Origin of the sequence: Uliginosibacterium gangwonense DSM 18521 (assembly GCF_000373965.1) — a bacterium.
GTDB classification, from domain to species: domain Bacteria; phylum Pseudomonadota; class Gammaproteobacteria; order Burkholderiales; family Rhodocyclaceae; genus Uliginosibacterium; species Uliginosibacterium gangwonense.
Map to the genome: position 1 here is coordinate 140,657 of NZ_KB892868.1, position 18,683 is coordinate 159,339.

Annotated in this window: 17 protein-coding genes; 10 read left to right on the plus strand and 7 right to left on the minus strand. The window is 59.5% G+C overall.

The features are described from left to right. Positions 1 to 208 precede the first annotated feature (208 nt). Complete coding sequence (locus B145_RS0123345; RefSeq protein ID WP_018610656.1) at positions 209 to 2,494, plus strand: GGDEF/EAL domain-containing response regulator; 2,286 nt, start codon at positions 209 to 211, stop codon at positions 2,492 to 2,494. Positions 2,495 to 2,549: 55 nt separating this feature from the next. Next, positions 2,550 to 5,705, plus strand: coding sequence for a PAS domain S-box protein (locus tag B145_RS27925; RefSeq protein WP_018610658.1), 3,156 nt, complete (start codon positions 2,550 to 2,552; stop codon positions 5,703 to 5,705). A gap of 32 nt (positions 5,706 to 5,737) precedes the next feature. On the opposite strand, the gene B145_RS0123355 is transcribed toward B145_RS27925, so the two are convergent. The 7 genes from B145_RS0123355 to B145_RS0123385 form a co-directional block, all read right to left on the minus strand. Beyond that, entirely contained in the window at positions 5,738 to 6,514 is a 777-nt protein-coding gene (locus B145_RS0123355; RefSeq protein ID WP_018610659.1) for an SDR family oxidoreductase, read from the minus strand. Next, positions 6,511 to 7,128 (minus strand): thiol:disulfide interchange protein DsbA/DsbL, encoded by a 618-nt coding sequence (locus tag B145_RS0123360; protein WP_018610660.1) that lies wholly within the window; start codon positions 7,126 to 7,128, stop codon positions 6,511 to 6,513. Before B145_RS0123360 ends, B145_RS0123355 begins: the two co-directional genes overlap by 4 nt. 14 nt (positions 7,129 to 7,142) lie before the next feature. Beyond that, positions 7,143 to 7,808 carry an SPOR domain-containing protein gene (locus B145_RS26845; RefSeq protein ID WP_245541910.1) on the minus strand — a complete coding sequence of 222 codons (666 nt, stop codon included), beginning with the start codon at positions 7,806 to 7,808 and terminating at the stop codon, positions 7,143 to 7,145. 135 nt (positions 7,809 to 7,943) lie between these two features. Beyond that, positions 7,944 to 8,606: a carbonate dehydratase gene (gene can, locus B145_RS0123370; RefSeq protein ID WP_018610664.1), complete on the minus strand. Its 663-nt coding sequence runs from the start codon at positions 8,604 to 8,606 to the stop codon at positions 7,944 to 7,946. 79 nt (positions 8,607 to 8,685) lie between these two features. After that, positions 8,686 to 9,405 (minus strand): ribonuclease PH, encoded by a 720-nt coding sequence (rph, locus tag B145_RS0123375; protein ID WP_018610666.1) that lies wholly within the window; start codon positions 9,403 to 9,405, stop codon positions 8,686 to 8,688. A 78-nt stretch (positions 9,406 to 9,483) separates the two neighbouring features. Continuing rightward, positions 9,484 to 10,413 (minus strand): PP2C family protein-serine/threonine phosphatase, encoded by a 930-nt coding sequence (locus tag B145_RS0123380; protein ID WP_018610668.1) that lies wholly within the window; start codon positions 10,411 to 10,413, stop codon positions 9,484 to 9,486. Next, positions 10,410 to 11,363 (minus strand): serine/threonine protein kinase, encoded by a 954-nt coding sequence (locus tag B145_RS0123385; protein ID WP_018610669.1) that lies wholly within the window; start codon positions 11,361 to 11,363, stop codon positions 10,410 to 10,412. Before B145_RS0123385 ends, B145_RS0123380 begins: the two co-directional genes overlap by 4 nt. Before the next feature lie 101 nt (positions 11,364 to 11,464). Here B145_RS0123385 and B145_RS0123390 point away from each other — a divergent pair, with 101 nt between their 5' ends. The 8 genes from B145_RS0123390 (at position 11,465) to B145_RS26855 (ending at position 18,678) form a co-directional block, all read left to right on the plus strand. Next, positions 11,465 to 12,331, plus strand: a complete 867-nt coding sequence (locus B145_RS0123390; protein WP_018610672.1) for a YicC/YloC family endoribonuclease — start codon at positions 11,465 to 11,467, stop codon at positions 12,329 to 12,331. Positions 12,332 to 12,356: 25 nt separating this feature from the next. Beyond that, the gene (gene gmk / locus B145_RS0123395) at positions 12,357 to 12,965 is read left to right on the plus strand and encodes a guanylate kinase (RefSeq protein WP_018610674.1); all 609 of its coding nucleotides are present in this window, start codon (positions 12,357 to 12,359) and stop codon (positions 12,963 to 12,965) included. Between the two features lie 17 nt (positions 12,966 to 12,982). Beyond that, entirely contained in the window at positions 12,983 to 13,189 is a 207-nt protein-coding gene (rpoZ, locus tag B145_RS0123400; protein ID WP_018610676.1) for a DNA-directed RNA polymerase subunit omega, read from the plus strand. 40 nt (positions 13,190 to 13,229) lie between these two features. Next, on the plus strand, positions 13,230 to 15,530 hold the full coding sequence (locus B145_RS0123405; RefSeq protein ID WP_018610677.1) for a RelA/SpoT family protein: 2,301 nt from the start codon (positions 13,230 to 13,232) through the stop codon (positions 15,528 to 15,530). 14 nt (positions 15,531 to 15,544) lie between these two features. Continuing rightward, positions 15,545 to 15,727, plus strand: coding sequence for a DUF3460 family protein (locus tag B145_RS0123410; protein WP_018610679.1), 183 nt, complete (start codon positions 15,545 to 15,547; stop codon positions 15,725 to 15,727). 51 nt (positions 15,728 to 15,778) lie between these two features. Beyond that, entirely contained in the window at positions 15,779 to 17,185 is a 1,407-nt protein-coding gene (locus B145_RS0123415; RefSeq protein WP_018610681.1) for an exonuclease domain-containing protein, read from the plus strand. A 126-nt stretch (positions 17,186 to 17,311) separates the two neighbouring features. Beyond that, entirely contained in the window at positions 17,312 to 17,956 is a 645-nt protein-coding gene (locus B145_RS27930; RefSeq protein ID WP_018610682.1) for a hypothetical protein, read from the plus strand. After that, positions 17,953 to 18,678: an ABC transporter ATP-binding protein gene (locus tag B145_RS26855; RefSeq protein ID WP_018610685.1), complete on the plus strand. Its 726-nt coding sequence runs from the start codon at positions 17,953 to 17,955 to the stop codon at positions 18,676 to 18,678. The genes B145_RS27930 and B145_RS26855 overlap by 4 nt, the downstream gene beginning before the upstream one ends. Positions 18,679 to 18,683 lie beyond the last annotated feature (5 nt).

Sequence of the window (18,683 nt, forward strand, 5' to 3'; positions counted from 1 at the left end):
CCAAAAGGGCAAAACACTCCCCAGACAGGCGGGCAGGACATTCCCGCTTCCATTCAGTGATAAAACATCAACTAGATTCGCCCGGATGTGTAAGCCCCTGAAGCTTGATGAGTACTACTTCACATCCAGACACAGAAGCTATTCAAGCCAGACCAGACGACAGTCGTAAACACGCAGATGCGATCTTGGATTGGTCCGGGAATACGCCATGGGAGACGTAATCGTGGTTGACAAGACGATTGACAATGACGAACTGGTGTTTGCAGGCGAAATGGGTTCGGCCCAAACTGGTGATCATGCCAGCCTAACACCCAAGCACACGCCTTGGAACATCCTGATTGTCGATGACGACCCCGATGTCCACACCACCACCACCTTTGCCCTGCGCGGCACCGACATCCTGGGGCACCCCCTTAACTTCCTGCATGCCGACTCTGCCGCCCAGGCGCGAGACATCCTGGCTTCAGCACCTGATATCGCAGTTATTTTGCTTGACGTTGTCATGGAGCAGGAAGACTCCGGGCTCCGGCTTGTCCACACCATCCGTACCGAGTTTGGCATGGCCGAGACACGGATCATCCTGCGTACCGGCCAACCCGGCTACGCCCCGGAGATGGATGCTATCCGTGATTACGACATCAACGACTACAAGACCAAATCCGAACTCACGCGCAACAAGCTTTTCACCACGCTGACCTCCGCCATCCGCTCCTACCGCCAGATCCGCACCATCAATACGTCTCGCCGTGGGCTGGACCTGATTGTGCATGCCACAGGAGAGCTACTGGCCTTGTCTGGCATTCGCAATTTCGCGGCGGGCGTCATTACCCAGATGGCCGCCCTGCTGGGCATGCGTTCCGAAGGCCTGATCTGCGTGCAACACCCCCCCTCCAATCCTAGCCCACAGGACGATGGCACCATCATCATTGCCGCAGCAGGCCGTTATGCGGAATTGATCAACATGCCGCTGGATGACATCAGCGAAGACCGGGTCAAAGATGCGCTGATCAATTGCCTGAACGCCGGCAAGCACATCTTTACCGATCAGCATACCGTACTGTTTTTCAGCAGCCGGGCACAACGCAACATGGCCGCCTTCCTGGATGCCCCCATCAGCATCGATGAAAGCATCCGCCAATTACTGGAAGTGTTTTGCACCAACATTTCGGTCGGGCTGGAAAACACCCTGCTGTTCTCGCAACTACACGATTTTGCCTATTTCGATTCGCTGACCGGGCTCCCCAACCGTCGCAGCATGATCAACAAGCTCGACGAACGCTTGCTGGGCGGCGAACGCGGGCGCTACACCCTGGCGCTGATCGACCTGGATGGTTTCGCCGATACCAACGATGCGCTTGGGCATCAATATGGTGATGATCTGCTCAAGGCCGTCTCTGCCCGCATGCGCTCTAGCCTGAGCGGCCAATGCAACCTCGCCCGCCTGACTGCCGACACCTTTGCCGTGCTGGGCCTGATTGAGCAGCTTCTGCCCGCCACCCTGCAAGCCCTGTTCCGCACGCCCTTTGTCATACACGGCCAAGAAGTCATTCTGTCCATCACCATGGGGATCGCGCACTTGGTCGATGTGGACGGCGACGGATCAGAAGCTTTGAAAAGCGCCTACCTGGCACTGCGCAGGGCCAAACTCCATCATCGCGGAGAATATGCCTTCTTCACTCGTGATATGGCCCTGGAAATCAGGGAAAGATCTCGCCTGCTCCAATCGCTGCGCACCGCTATCGAGAGACAGCGCCTGTTCCTGGTCTATCAACCCCAGGTATCAGTCGCCACTGGCAAGGTCTCGGGCATAGAGGCCCTGTTGCGCTGGCGGGCAGAAGACGGACGAATGATTGAACCCAGCCGCTTCATCCCGATTGCCGAACACTCAGGCATGATCATTGGCATCGGTGAATGGGTCTTGCGCATGGCCTGCTTCCAGCAGGCAGAAATCATCCGCGCCGGGTTTGAAGGCATCAGCATGGCCATCAATTTATCGGTGGCCCAATTCCGCCACCCACATTTCCTGGCCTCCTTGCAGGCGGCGCTGACCGATAGCGGAGTAGACCCACACCTGATCGAGCTGGAAATCACCGAATCCGTCGCCATGGAAGAAATCGATTTCCTCAGCCATACGCTGGATGCGATGAAAGCGCTTGGCGTGCACGTGGCCGTTGATGATTTCGGCACTGGGTTTTCCTCGCTATCCTACCTGCAACGCCTACACGTCGACCGCCTGAAGATCGACCGCGCCTTCATCACAGACATTGCCACCAACGAACGGGCACGCCGGATTCCCGAGCTGGTGATTGAACTGGGGCACAAGTTGGGCTTGTCCGTCATTGCCGAGGGCGTGGAAACCGCCGCGCAGGTTCAGGTACTCAAAGCGCTGGGGTGCGACGATATACAAGGCTATTTCTACAGCCGCCCGGTTGAGCCGCCTGCGCTGCTTGAGTGGCTCAAGAACACCGCCACGGATACCGCACATGACGCATGACAAAAGCGTTCAAAACACGCCAAACATGCAGCATATTCACTAAGGGGAACACATTTTGGGCCTGAAGCTCACCATCCGCAAAGCCGTCGTCATCGCCGTGCTGTTGGGAGTTCTGCTGCCCGCGCTAGGAGTGGGAATCTACCTGACCCGTAACTACTACGTTGATAAACTTGATCGTGAGATCATCCAGGCCCTTCAGCGGGACTCGGATGTCCTCAGCCTGGGGGTGCGGGAAAGCCTCTGGGCGATTGACAATGAATCCACTTCCGCACTGGTGGAAGCTGTCATGAAGGATTCGCCGTTGGTTTCCGTGGAAGTGCTTGACCCGGAACTGGGGCGTTTCGTATTCCGCGAAAACCCAGAAAGACGCCTGGGGAAAATCTATAAGCTGGAGCGCTCAGTGCTACATCGGGGCGAAGTCATCGGGCGTGTCCGGCTGGAAATATCCGACGCCGCATTCACCAGTGAATTCCAACGCCAGATGATCTCACAAGGCGAAGCCTTGGCCCTGCAACTGTTATGCAGCGTCTTACTGATCCTGGCGGTCTTGCAGGTTCGGGTCGGGCGGCCACTCAAGCGGCTCACCACAGAAGCCATCTCGCTTGCCAAGGGGGAACTTTCCGCAAGCATCCAGCCCTTGCGGCAAGATGAAATCGGTGAGGTGGAGGCGCAGCTTGAAGTCACCCGGCAAGCCTTGCAAAACCTCTTCCAGACGCTGGAACAAAAAAACCAGGCACTGGAAAATGATCTTCAGGAACGTATGCGCGTGGAATCAACCCTGCGTGACCGCGAACAACGCCTCAGAACACTGGTGGATCAAAGTCCGCTGGCAGTCATCGAGTTCGATCTTGACTGGACCATCCAGAACTGGAATGAGGCCGCCTGCAATACCTTTTTATGGGATAGAAACAGCGCATTAAACAAACCCATCAGCATACTGCAGACAACCCCACGGAATCCCCTCAAAGATAGAAACGACGATCTGGCAAAAAACGGCACCGGCCAGGAGCGCCAATACAACAAGCGCGCAGACGGGCAAACCATAATATGTCAATGGTATTACTCTACCATCCGTGATGCAGAAGGCACCCCGCTGCGCATTGTGGCCATGGTCGAAGACATCACCGAGCAACAGCAGGCCGACGATGAGATCCGGCGTCTGGCAACGGTCGTGCGCATGACCACCAATCTGGTCACCTTGGTCGACGCGCTTGGCAATGTCATCTGGTTCAACCGTGCCTTTGGCGAGCGCTGTGTCCCCCCCGGTGCAAGCCCCTTGGGGCGGCCCCTCATCGGCCTTCTGCAAGGACAAACCAGCCCGCAAGACAGATCTCGCTATACCATCATTGATCAGGTTTTTACCTCAGGCACCAGCCAATCCATCAACGAATTGCTGTGCATCAGCGCCACGCAAACACCCTATTGGGTGTCGATGGAACTCCAACCGATGCGCAACGACCAGGGGAGCTTGCAACAGTGGGTCGTGGTGATGACCGATGTCACCGACCGGCACATCATTGCCGATGCCTTGCGCAATATCGCCCGGATCGAAGCCAGCAATGACACTCGCCTATTCCTCACCCAGATCCTGGCCGTCATCGCGCGTGGCACCGGCGCATCAGGAGCCTATATTGCCTTGAATCAGGACGACAACATCGAGGTGTGCACCACCTGGGGCCGCAGTGCAACCGAGATTGCCACGGGCCTGCACCCGAAAACCCATAGCATCGCCCGGCATATCGAGCTTGCTGGCGCACAGCGCATCGTCGACAACATCAAAGGCTACTTGCAGGAAGATGCCATCTTGAAAAACGCGGTGAACTGCAAGGCGCTTATTGCGGAACCCTTGTTGGACCCCCATCAGGAAATCATGGGGCATCTGGCCCTGCTGTTCGATGTTGTGCCCAATAGCCCGGAAGAAATCCAGTCTCTAGCCGAAATCGGCGCCTCCCGGGCGGGTGCGGAATTGTCGCGTCAGCGCACCTTGGAAGCTTTGCAGCACAGCGAGCAGCGCTTCTCCTCCATCTTTCAAAGCTCACCCATCCCTCTGGCATTATTCCGATGTACTGACAAGCATTGCCTGGACCTGAATCCGGCTTTCCGGCTGGCCTTTGGCAACCTGGAGATGGTTCAGGACGCGGGCGGTGCCGCCTACCAGACATGGCTCGCCACCGTATTGGGTGGCACGCAGGATTCCGCCTCGGCTGATCTGCGGCTCCTCACCGCGCGTGGCGAGCAGCGGGACTGCCAGTTGATTGCCCGCAGAGTCACCATCAATGAAGAAGACAGCCAACTGATTGCCATTGTCGATGTCACCCAGCTTCTGGAAGCACAACGCCAGATCAAGGAACTGAACCTGTCCTTGGAACAAAGGGTACAAGAACGCACGCAGGATCTGGCCCAAGCCAACCAGAATCTGGAACACACCCTGGAGCAATTGCGGCGCACACTGGATGAACTGGTGCGTTCCGAAAAACTGGCCGCACTCGGCTCACTGGTCGCCGGTATCGCCCACGAATTGAACACCCCGATCGGCAACAGCCTGATCGTGGCCAGCACCTTGCGCGACATGAACAAGGAATTCCGCACACAAATGCAATCCGGCCTGCGCAAGTCGACTCTGGATGGTTACGTGAATGAGAACGACTCAGCGGCCGACATCCTGGTACGCAATCTGCATCGCGCCGCTGAACTGATTACCTCGTTCAAGCAGGTCGCGGTTGATCAGACCAGCTCACAACGCCGTACTTTCAATCTGGCGGAGGTAATCAACGAGATCATCGTCACCATGCATCCGGTATTTCGTAAGACCAATTTCAGCATTGACACCCGCATTCCTGCCGACCTGCAACTGGACAGCTACCCCGGCCCGCTGGGTCAGGTATTGGCCAACCTGCTCAACAACGCTTTGTTGCATGCATTTGAGGGACGTAACGATGGCAGCATTCTGCTCAGGGCAGAATGCCCGGATGCAGAGCATGTCAGCCTGCTCTGCCAGGACAACGGCATTGGCATATCACCCGCCAATCTGAAGCGGATCTTCGACCCCTTCTTCACCACCAAACTCGGCCAGGATGGTACAGGGTTGGGGCTGAACATCGTTCACAACATTGTAACGGGGATTCTGGGGGGAAGCATCAAGGTGAACAGTACCGAAGGAGTGGGTACGGGTTTCACGATCACCCTCCCGCTCAAAGCTCCCGGTAAGTAAGCTGATTACAAGCGCAAAAGCAGCTCACACTATCACAATATGCCACGTGGTTTGCGCTTGACTCGGGAGGCAAAGTGGTCATACAGGGCATTGGGCACCAGTGGCAGTAATTTTGCCACCAGACTCATCTGCCACGGAATGGTCGCCTGACCCGCCCCCCGCTCAATAGCCGCCACAAAACGCCGGGCCGCCTCATCTGCATCCAGCATGAAAGGCATGCGGTAGGGATTCACAGCCGTCATAGGGGTACGGATATAGCCTGGGCGGATATCCGTCACCTTGATGCCCGTACCATGCAGCTCGACGCGCAGGCTTTCCAGATAACGGCTAGCGGCGGCCTTCGAGGCACTATAGGCACCGGCCCCAGGCAGGCCACGCACACCGGCTACGGAAGAGACGCCCACCAGATGCCCGGACCCACGCCGCCGCATCTCTTTCACGAAGGGGCGGAAGGTGGCCACCATGCCCAACACATTGGTACGGAAGACCTTGTCAAAGGCGGCAAAATCGTCCGGTTCTTCGGTCAGCGTCCCTACGGAGACCCCGGCGTTGGCGATCACGATATCGGGCACGCCGAAGCGTTCACAGAATTGGCTGGCGGCCAGTTTGAGCGTATCAGGCTGGGTGACATCTGCCACGTAACAGGCATGTTCGCCCGGCAGGCTTGCCGCGACCTCTGCCAAAGCATCGGCACGGCGCGCCACCAGTCCCAGCATCACCCCGCGTTGCGCATAGCATTGCGCCAGCGCCTGGCCGATACCGCTGGAAGCACCGGTGATCCAGACGCGGGGAGGCGTCGAAGCACTCACTTGCCGCTGCGGGCCTTGGCGATCAGATCGTCCACAGCCTTGATCGCATCCGGGCCTTCACCGGTCACACGGGTGCGACCTTGCACTGTCAGCGTCGGCACGGATTCAATCTTGTAAGCCACAGCCAACTGTTCATACCGGCGGGTCGTCGTATCCACACCAAATGAACGCCAGGTATCGTTGAAAGTCTTCACATCAATGCCGACCTTGGCGAGCCACTCGTTACGCGCCTTCTCGTCGTCCAGGCGGACGCGGGAACGTTGGACGGCTTCAAACACCTGCGGACCAAATTTGTCGGCAAGCCTCATCGCGTCCAGGGTAGTATAGATGCGACCCAATGCGGCCCAGGATGGGCGCCCGAACGAGACAGGGACTCGCTTGACCACAACATCCTTCTTAAGAGACTGCTCCCACTTGCGCAGGAAGGGGTCCAGATTGGCGCAGTGCGGGCAGCCATAGGAGAAGAACTCCAACACTTCCACTTGCCCCGGCCCTGTGCTGGGCGCCTGAGCGGGGGAAATCGGCCCGATCTCGGGCCCTTCGGCCCAGACGCTACCCACAGCCGTAAACGCCAGCGTAGCCAGCAAACCCTTGAAAATACTGCGTCGCTTCATTCTGAATCTCTCCATTAAGTTCCGTGTTTTGCAGTGGTCGCGCCACTTGCCGAAGGATTGGACCGCACAATGCTGGTTTCTATCCCCTCCGTTGCCAATCTTGCGCGCATTGCATCCGCCTCTGCAGCCGTGTCAAACGGGCCGAGGCGTACACGGTAGAACACGCCCTTATCGCCCAGGTCGACGCGCTGTACCTTGGCTTCGACACCCGCCAGCGCCAGACGGGCCTTCAGATTGTCGGCATCCGACGGATTCTGGTAGGCGCCTGCCTGCAAGGAAACCTTGTTGCTGGGGGCTTCCACAGGTTTGGCGGGCACCGGGGTCGAGGCGGCATCTCCACCGGGCAGGATCTTGTAGAAATCAAACTTGTTCTTCTCCCCGTCGCCCGAGGCAGGCGTGGAAGCAGAGGCTGCCGGTGGCGGGTTATTGGCTGCAGCAGGCGCACTCACCGTGGGCTTGGGCCCCACAGGGCGATCCCCTGGCTTGCCGGGCAGATCGATAGGCGCCACATTCCCCACCGGCGCGCTTTGCGCAGGCTTGGTGACCGTGTCGACCTTGGGAGACGTAAAGGGTTTGGGACCAAAATTGATATAGAGCGCAATGGCTGCGGCAATAATGATCCCGATCAGCAAGCCGATCAGCACCCCCGAAACGGTATTCCCCTTTTGGTATTTCGCCATGGAAATCGTACCGTACATATACACAAATCCCGAAAAATGGTGGAGCGAGTATAACCGCCTTCATCCTCGCCGCCCAATTGCGGAAAGCCGAGTGGCATCCTGCCCCGATTGAGACCTCAACCGGGGCCGGGCCGATCAGGCCGAAATACGCTGCAGCGTGGCTTTGACCGCGCTCTCATAGGCCGCACGCGGATCGCTCCCCAAGCCCACGTCTGCGCCAAGTTGCCGCACCAGACCATCGGCCAGACTGTACATCCAGCCATGCACAGACACATCCTGACCGCGCGCCCAGGCGTCCTGCAAAATCGTGGTCTGGCAGACATGAAGCACCTGTTCGATCACGTTCAGCTCACACAAGCGGTCTGCGCGCAACGAGAGGTCGGACTGACGGGCAAGCTCTGACTGGAATTTTTCATGCACATCCTGCACATGGCGCAGCCAGTTATCCACCAAGCCCTGGCGCACATCATTCATGGCGGCCTTGACGCCGCCGCAGCCGTAATGCCCGACGATCAGGACGTGCTTGACCTTGAGCACATCCACCGCAAACTGCAAAGTGGACAGACAGTTCAGATCGGTATGTACCACCACATTGGCGACGTTACGGTGAACAAAGACTTCACCCGGCGCCAGGCCGATGATCTCGTTGGCGGGCACGCGGCTGTCTGAACAGCCAATCCACATGTATTCGGGGCTCTGCTGAGCCACCAGACGGGAGAAGAACTCGGGATCGGCCTCGCGCTCACGCTGTGACCAGGCCGCATTGCGAATCAGCAACTCATAGAGGGGGATCGGCATATTTTCAGAAACCCTGAAGGGTTTTCAATATTGTAGGACTTCGTAAGATACGCTAAACCCCCTGCCAACGCCAAATCCCCTACTGCGCCACCGCCGCCTTCTGCAAGGCCACCAAGCGGGCAATCCCCTCTTCGGCCAAGGCCAGCAATGCATTCAATTCGGTACGTGAAAAGGGGGTGCCTTCGGCGGTGCCCTGTACTTCCACAAAACCACCGCTGCCCGTCATCACCACATTCATGTCGGTATCGCAGGCAGAGTCTTCCGGGTAATCCAGATCCAGCACCGGCACCCCCTCAAAGACGCCAACCGAGACGGCTGCCACCCAGTCACGCAGAGGGGAGGCCGCGAGCTTGCCAACGGCCACCAGCTTCTGCATCGCATCATGTACCGCTACACAGGCACCGGTGATCGATGCGGTACGGGTACCCCCATCGGCCTGGAGCACATCGCAGTCAATAATGAGCTGACGTTCGCCCAGCGCCTCCAGATCCACCACCGCACGCAGGCTGCGGCCAATCAGGCGCTGGATCTCCTGGGTACGCCCGCTTTGCTTGCCCTTGGCTGCTTCACGTGCCGAACGGGTATGGGTTGAACGCGGCAGCATGCCGTATTCGGCCGTCACCCAACCCTGCCCCTTCCCCTTGAGAAAACCCGGAACCCCCTCTTCCACGCTGGCGGTACACAACACCTTGGTGTTGCCGAATTCCACCAGCACCGAGCCTTCGGCATGGCAGGTGTAGTGGCGGGTGATGCGCACATCGCGCATCTGGTTGGCTTGGCGCAGGGAAGGACGGGTCATGTAAATTCTCACTCGGTTTGAAATGGAAAACGCCGTGCGATAGAGCACGGCGCATGGAATGGGTGGCGTAGAACCGGCTTACTTGCCCGGATCAAAGCGGGAGTATTTCTTGATCGCCATGTTGATCTCGGTGATGGCCGACTCGATATCCGCGTCCGACAGATTGCCGCCCTCTGGCGGGCGATGCCGGGCGAACCCTTCCATCTTGGTCGTGATGCCATCCACGGGCATGCCTTCGGTGGAAATGGCAGAGGCCTGCTCCATCACATAATCATCATGCCAACGCATGGTCAGGATCGACAGGTTGTCGCAGGTCAGCGCGCCATTGGCCTCGGCACGATCCAACAGGCGCGGTGAAGTCTCCAGCACGTCGCCTTCGGCCAGGCGCTCGGCCACCTCATCAGGCGCCAGATTACCCCACACCCCGTCGGTACACATCGCAATCAGGTCATTGGCGAACAAGGGCACCGGCGACGAGAACTCGATCTGCGGCGAATGCGATCCCCCCAGGCAACTAAAAATCCGGTTCCGCGCGGGGTGATGCAACGCTGCCTCTTCATCGATCAAACCTTGATCCAGCATCATCTGCAAACGGGAATGATCCTTGGTCTGCTGGATGGTACGGCCACGGCGAACCAGATACAGGCGCGAATCCCCAGCGTGCGCCCAGAAGGCCACGCTGTTTTGCACCAGACAGGCCACGATGGTGGTGCGCGGAGCTTCCGGCAGGTTCTTGTCAAAGGCGTAATCCTGAATCGCGGCGTGGGCATTGCCCAGGCTGCGCGACAGGAACAGCAACTCGTCATGCACCTGTGGGGTTGCGCTGCGCTGGAAAGCCTCGGTGATGTATTGCACGGCGATCTGCGCGGCAATCTCGCCATGCAAGTGACCGCCCATGCCATCGGCGATCACCATCAACAGCGCATCACGCGTATAGCTATAGGCCACGCGGTCTTGATTGTTAGGCCGGGCCCCCGGCCGACTTTCCTGGTAGATGGTGAACTTCATGATCTGCCAATCAAAGCACGGAGCCGGTTACCCACTCGTTCGAGCAGAGAAGCCGGCGTCTTGTTGGGAACGTGGCGCGCGCGCGTCAGCAGCGCCTTTTGCAAGGCATACACACTCTGCGGCCGCGCCAAGGGGTCCAGATTGAGGCACCAATCGATGGTTTCAAGCAGATGGGGGGAATAGTCCCCCGACCAACGCTTGGTAGCCGGTTCCATCTGGTCTTTTTTCAGGCGCTCATCCGAACGCTGCGGCGGGCAGCCCGCCAAGCAGGCATACATCGCCGCGCCAATGCTATAGATATCGCTCCAGGGCCCCAGATGCTCGCGGTCCTGAAACTGTTCTGGTGGCGCAAACCCCGGCGTATACATGGGTTTGAGCATAGGGGTGTCTTGCGCAAGAGTCTGGCGTGCAGCCCCGAAATCCAGCAGCACCGGGGCACCATCATTGCGCAGGTAGATATTTGACGGCTTGATATCCAGGTGCAGCAACTTGTGGGCGTGCACCTCACGCAAGCCATTGAGGAGCCGAGTGAACACGCCACGGATGAAACGCTCCTTGATGTGGCCCTTGTTGCGCTGGATGAAGTCCTGCAAGGTGCGACCACGCTCGAACTGCATGACCATGTACACTGTATTGTTGGCACGGAAAAAGTTGAGCACCCGTACCACATTGGGGTGCATCAGCTTGGCCAAGGACCGCCCTTCTTCAAAGAAGCACTTCATCCCGTAACGGAATGCAGCCTGATGCTCCTCTGTAATCTGCGGTTCAATCTCGCCCGCCTTGCGCAAGGCCAGCGAATTTGGCAGGTATTCCTTGATCGCCACAGGGCGTGCTTCAGCGTCCGTCGCCAGATAGACGATGGAGAAACCACCCAGGCTGAGTTGCTGCTCGATGCGATATTGCTCGAGCTGAAACCCAGGCGGCAGAGGCGAATTAACTTGAGAGGCCATGTAGTCGGGCGTTATGATCCACTAGCCGTGAGATTGTCCGGCTTTGTTCCACAGGTGTAAAGGCCCGAATTACAAGGCCGCATCCAGCAGGAAGGATTCCAATGGTATTAAGCATGACCGGTTACGCAACCCTCACCCGTGAAGTTGGGGGTGCATCCATGCAGATCGAGCTGCGCAGCGTCAATTCCCGCTACCTCGATCTGTCCTTCCGCATCTTTGAAGACTTGCGTTTCACCGAGCCAGCCATACGCGAGCTGATTAACGCCAGCGTAACACGAGGCAAGGTCGAATGTCGCCTAGGCTTACAGGCGGCTCATGCACAAAACAACAGTCTGAACATCAATGCCCAGCTTCTGGAGCAATTGAACGTGGTGCAAGACCAGATCCGCGCCACCACCCCTGATGCGGCCCCGCTGAGCGTCAATGAAATCCTGCGTTGGCCAGGCATTCTGGCCGAGCAGTCGCCCGACCCGGAAGCCCTGCTCGCCGCCGTCCAGGCGTTGGCCCGGGAAGCCCTGGTTGACTTCCGCGCCTCACGTGCCCGAGAGGGCGCCAAGCTCGCCGACATGCTGCGCGAGCGCATCACCCTGATGCGCGAACGCGTCGCCGCCGCAGCCCCCCTGATTCCCACTGCGATTGCCGACTACCGCGAACGCCTCACCCTGCGCCTGCGCGAAGCCGTCGCCACGCTCGACGAAGACCGCATCCGCCAGGAAGTCACCCTGTTTGCCCAGCGCGCAGACATTGCCGAAGAAATCACCCGCCTGCAAACCCACCTCGACGAAGTCGAACGCATCCTCAACAAAGGGGGGGCGGTAGGCAAGCGACTGGACTTCCTCATGCAGGAACTCAACCGCGAAGCCAACACCCTGGGCTCCAAAGCCGTCGCGCCCCAATTGACGGATATCTCGGTCGACCTCAAGGTCTACATTGAACAAATGCGCGAACAGGTTCAAAACCTGGAGTAATCAACCTTTTTAGCTGGCTTTCATCATGTCTGGTTCTCTCTTTATCGTTGCCGCCCCGTCTGGCGCAGGAAAGACCACCCTTGTAAAAGGGCTTCTTGCGCGAGACCCCGGCGTGCGCCTGTCCGTGTCCTACACCACCCGTGCGCCGCGCGAAGGGGAAGTCAACGGGGTGGCGTATCACTTCACCACCCCCGAGGATTTCCTGGCCCGCCGCGACCGAGGCGAATTCATTGAGTGGGCGCTGGTGCATGGCAACTATTACGCCAGTTCCCGCCTGTGGCTGGAAGAGCAGATGCAGGCAGGGCAGGACGTGCTGCTGGAAATCGACTGGCAGGGGGCGGCCCAGGTGCGCAAAATTTTCCCCGATGCAGTGGGGATCTACATCATGCCGCCCAGCTTTGAAGCCCTGGAGCAGCGGCTTCGCGGCCGTGGCACAGACAGCGAAGAGGTGATCAAGAAACGTCTTGCCGCCGCATGTGATGAAATGAGGCAGGTAGACCAGTTTGGTTACGTTATAATTAACAAAGACTTGCAACGGGCACTCGATGACTTGTGTGCCACCGTCCAAGCGGCACGCCTGCGCACGCCTCTTGTCCGCCGTCGCAATCCGGAAGTTTTTCTCCCTGCTGTCTGAAGAAACAAGGAATCCAAATGGCCCGTATTACTGTAGATGACTGCCTGCCACGCATCCCGAACCGCTTCCAGCTGACCCTGGCCGCGACTTATCGCGCCCGCCAGATCAGTGCTGGCAGCACGCCGCTGGTGGATGGTGATCGTGACAAGCCCACCGTGATTGCCCTGCGCGAAATCGCAGCCGGCAAAATCGGCCTGGAAGTGCTGACCCGCACCCAGGGCTGATTGTATGCAGCGGGCTTGGATACGCTTCGGGAGTCGCTAAATGGAGCCCAAGCCAGCAGCAGCTTCGTTTGCCCCCGCCAATCACAACACAGCAGCAGCCTTGCTGCGTGTGGAAGGGGGGGTGGTCGTGCCGCCGGAACCGGTTTCCCACGGTTTCCTGGCCGAATTTGACGAAGAAGTGGAGTTTGCCCGCCTGTATAGTCAGGCGGAGCGCTACATCAAGCCAGATGACCTGATCCGGCTTGAGCAGGCCTTTCGGCTTGCCTTGCGTGCCCACACGGGGCAGTTCCGCATCAGCGGTGAGCCCTATGTGTCGCACCCCTTGGCAGTGGCGGAAATTCTCGCACAGTGGCATCTGGACGCACAGGCCCTGATCGCGGGCCTGCTCCATGATGTGATGGAAGACAGCGATGTCACCAAGGCAGACATCGCAGCGCAATTCGGCAAAACAGCAGCCGAACTGGTCGATGGCGTCTCCAAGCTCGACCGCATCGAATTCAAGACCTATCAGGAAGCCCAGGCAGAGAACTACCGCAAGATGTTCCTGGCCATGGCGCGAGATGTGCGCGTCATCCTCATCAAGTTGGCAGATCGCCTGCACAACATGCGCACCCTGGATGCTGTGCGGCCCGACAAGCGCCGTCGCATCGCACGGGAGACGCTGGAAATCTTCGCCCCGATTGCCAATCGCCTGGGGCTGAATACGCTGTTCCGGGAGTTGCAGGAACTCTCGTTCAAGAACACCTACCCGATGCGCTTCCGCGTGCTGGGCAAGGCTCTGCGCGAAGTGCGGGGGGACCGCCGCGAGATGGTCACCCGGCTCATGAACACCATGCGTGAGCGCCTGCCTTCATGGGGCGTGGATGCCGAGGTATACGGGCGCGAAAAGCACCTCTTCGGGATTTACCGCAAAATGGTGGAGAAGCACCTGTCATTTGAGCAGGTGCTGGATATCTACGGTTTTCGCATCCTCGTCAAAGACACCTCCGGCTGTTACCTCGCCCTGGGGGCTTTGCACGAGCTGTTCAAGCCCGTACCCGGCAAGTTCAAGGATTACATCGCGTTGCCCAAGGCCAACGGCTACCAGTCGCTGCATACCACGGTGATTGGCCCACAAGGCATGCCGGTGGAAGTGCAGATCCGCACGCAGGAGATGCATGCGGTGGCTGAATCGGGCGTCGCCTCCCATTGGCTCTACAAAGACGACACGGCCCAGTCGCTGTCCGACCTGCAACGCAAAACGCACAACTGGCTGCAATCCCTACTGGAGCTGCAGTCCACCTCCGGGGATTCCTCGGAATTTCTGGAACACGTCAAGATCGATCTTTTCCCTGGCGACGTGTTCGTATTCACGCCCAAGGGCAAGATTCTGAACCTGCCACGTGGCGCCACCGCTGTCGATTTTGCCTACGCCGTGCACACCGATGTGGGCAACCGTTGCGTGGCCTGCCGGATCAATGGCGAACTGCGCCCATTGCGCACAGAACTCAAAAACGGCGATCAGGTGGACATTACGGTCGCCCAACACGCCCACCCGAACCCGGCGTGGCTGTCGTATGTGCGCACCGGTAAGGCCCGGGCGGAGATCCGCCACTTCCTCAAGACCGTACAGCAGGAGGAAGCCACCCAGCTTGGCGAGCGCTTGCTCTCCCAAGCCTTGCGGCAAGTTGGCACCAGCCTGCCGGATATCGGCGCCTCGGCCTGGGATCGCTTCCTGCGTGAATTGAGCGTGCGCAGCCGGGACGACATCTACACCGATATCGGCCTGGGCAAACGTTTGGCCGCGATGGTTGCACGGCGCTTGTCGGACCTGCAGCATGAACGCAATACGGCCAGTGGTGAAGAGCCCAATACCAAGCCCCGCCCGATGGTGCCTATCCTGATCCAGGGCGGTGAAGGCATGGCGGTGCAGATGGCGCGCTGCTGTCGCCCCATCCCCGGCGACCCCATCGTAGGCATGCTGCGCAAGGGTCAGGGGCTGGAAGTGCACATCAACGATTGCCCGATGCTCACCCGCAACCATTCCTCCGACCGCGAGCGCTGGGTCGACGTAGAATGGGAGGAGTCCACCGAACGCATGTTCGACGTGGGCATCCGGGTGCTGGTGGATCATCGCCGTGGCGTTCTGGCCCGCGTGGCGGCTGCGATCGCGGACATGGAAGCCAACATCCAGAACGTAAACATGGAAAATGAGCACAGCCCCAGCTCCATCATCCATTTCACCATCCAGGTCAGAAACCGCCTGCATCTGGCCCGGGTGATGCGCTCGGTACGCCGCCTCACCGACGTGGTGCGGATCGTGCGCGAACGCAATTACGACAAACCACTCAATAAACGCTAACAGAAGAGAGATTCATGGCCTATACATCCGACTTCACCCAGTTCATCAACCAGTGGCTGGAACAACACCCCGAAGAGCGTGAAGAACAACAGAAGGGGCGTTCCCTGTGGTGGGATAAACCCCAGAGCCCGGAAATCCAGGAGGCTCGCGCCGAATCCCGGGTTGCCCAGAAGCCTTACCCCTACCAACCGGATTAACCCCTGCTGGCGCCCTGTGGCGCCTTTGCCTGCCTTCGAGATCACCGCCCCATGCTGTTTCCGCGCCTTGCCATTGTTGACCTGGAGACGACCGGGGCTGATCCAGCAAAAGACCGCATCACCGAGATCGCCATCCTGATTGCCGAAGACGGCAAGCTGATTGAGCAGTGGAGTTCGCTGGTCAATCCGGGCATGCCGATCCCCTTCCGCATCCAGAATCTGGTCGGCATCAGCGATGAGATGGTGGCAGACGCTCCCAAGTTCAGCGATCTGGCCGACATTGTGCACGCCAAGCTGCAAAACGCTGTTTTTGTCGCCCACAATGCGCGTTTTGACTATGGCTTCCTGCGTGCTGCATTCGAGACTGAACACAAAACCTGGGATGCTCCCGTAATGTGTTCGGTCAAATTTTCCCGCGCGCTGGACCCGGAACATGGCCGCCACGGGCTGGATGCCATCATCGCCCGCCACGGCTATGCCATTGATGCGCGCCACCGGGCGCTGGATGACGCGCTGATCGTCTGGCGCTTTCTCAGCGACGCCCTGCTGCGTGCGGACGACGCGCGCCTGCAACGTGCCTGGGATAAAGCCTATTCCACGGCCAGCGTGCCGCGTCTGCCCAAGGGCGACCTGGAAGCCCTGCCGACCAGCCCCGGCGCCTACGTCTTCCGGGGGCCGACCGGGCAGATCCTGCAAATCGGGCGGGCCCGCGATCTGCGCTCGCAGGTGCTGGGGATTTTCACCGCCACACGCACCGACGCCAAGGCCAAGAAGCTCGCCGCCAGTGTCCATGACGTGGAAACCTGGCCCTGTGCAGGTGAACTGGGAGCACAGCTACGGGAACTGACGCTCACCCGCCAGCTTAAGGATGAAGAGCCCACCCAGGCAATTGGCTGGCGCTGGCATCGGCAGGTGGAAACCGGCCCGGTGTTGGCACTGGAAAATCTGCAGGAGACCGACCCGGCCAATTGGCAAGACGTGTTTGGCAATTTCCGGGGGGAGCGCGAAGCCCGTACCGCCTTGCAGGAGCTGGCCCGCCAGCACCGCCTGTGCGCCACCCGCATTGGCCTGGAGCAAGGCTTTGGAGCCTGCCAGGGCGTGCACCTCGGGCGCTGCAACGGGGTGTGCACCGGCAAGGAAAACCCGCGCCTGCACGATCTGAGGCTGGCTACCGCGCTGGCCGCACTACGCCTGCGGGCTTGGCCCTGGCCCGGCGCAATCCTGCTGAGCGAATCTGACCCGGCCAGCCTGCGGGCGCAAACCCACGTCTTCGACCAATGGTGCCATCTGGGTAGTGCAGAGTCCGAGGCTGAACTTGGCGAACTGCTGACCAGGCAGCCTCCCCGCTGCTTCGATTCAGACATCTGCCGCCTGCTCCAGCGGTGGTTTGCCACGCCGGAACATCTCGCGCAAGCGCAGCCGCTGATGCCACATTCGCTCGGCCGGGCATCCGCCTAAACGCCATTCATCCCCTCCATGCGTAACTCGCGCCGGGAAAACAAGGCTTCGTCTCATCCTGCCTGACCCGGCGCCCCGCCCGTCCTACAGTGGCAGCGTTCCTCCTCACATCAAAAAGGAAACGCCATGCCATCTCGCATCGCCTTGCTGTTCGCCCTGTGCTGCGCTTTGCCCTTGGGGATGCAGCAAGCCCAGGCTGTTGATGAAACCGCCTTTAAGGCCGCCGTTGCCCACCTGCAAAAAGCCCGTACCACGGGTGGCGATGAAGTGGAGGCCTCGGTCAGCGCGTTTGAGCAACTCTCTCGCCAGGAGCCCACCAATCCGCTGTTTCGCGCCTATCTGGGTTCAGCCCAGTCTCTACAGGGCAAACAGGCATGGCTACCCTGGAACAAGCTGAAATACACCGAAAACGGGCTGGCCACCATCGACAAGGCCCTGCAACAACTCAGCCCGGAGCAAACCCGCCAGTTGGTACGCGGCGTACCCGTCACGCTGGAAACCCGTCTGGTCGCTGCCAGCACTTTCCTGGCCTTGCCGGACATGTTCAAACGCAGCCAGCTCGGGCACCAGCAATTGCAGCAAATCCTTGCGGACGCTGACCTGCTCACCGCCCCTGCCGGATTCCGTCAGGCGGTAGTCGGGCTGGCCGTAAAAACCGCCACAGCTGACAAGCAACCCGCCTCCACCATCGAGCAATTGCAAGTCTTGAATTCGGGCGATGCGGCTGCGCGCCAAACCGCCCAAACCAAGCTGAAGGAGGTGTGGAAATGAGCGAACATACCCCTGTCATCAGCCTGCAGGGCATGAGTAAAGCATACAATATGGGTGAGGGCCGCGTGCAGGCCTTAAGCGACGCCAGTCTGGCCCTACCCCCTGGTGAGATGCTGGCCTTGACGGGGCCATCGGGTAGCGGCAAAAGCACCTTGCTGAATATCGCCGGGCTGATCGACACTCCCGATACAGGGCGCTACCTGCTCGATGGCGAGGACGTCAGCCAACTTGATGAAACCTGCCGGACGCTGCTGCGCCGCAATGCCATCGGGTTTATTTTCCAGGGCTTCAATCTGGTACCCGTGATGAGTGTAGCCGACAATATCGATTACCCCTTGTTCCTGGCGGGCATCAACGCAGGCGAACGCAAGCGGCGGGTGGCCGAGATGCTGGAAAAGGTTGGTCTGCGCGAACAGGCACAACGGCGCCCCGACGCCCTCTCCGGCGGGCAGCGTCAACGTGTGGCCGTAGCACGTGCCCTGGTCAAATGGCCACGTCTGGTGATTGCCGATGAGCCGACCGCGAATCTCGATTCGCATACTGCCGATCAGGTCATCACCCTGATCCGCGAACTCTGCCACGCCGAAGGCGCCGCCTGCCTGGTCGCCACCCATGACGATCGCCTGAGCACGCGCTGTGATCGTGTGCTGGCAATGCGCGATGGGTACATCCTGCCTGATGCGCCCTTCACCCATCTGGCCGCACCTGCGGTGGCGGCATAAAGGGA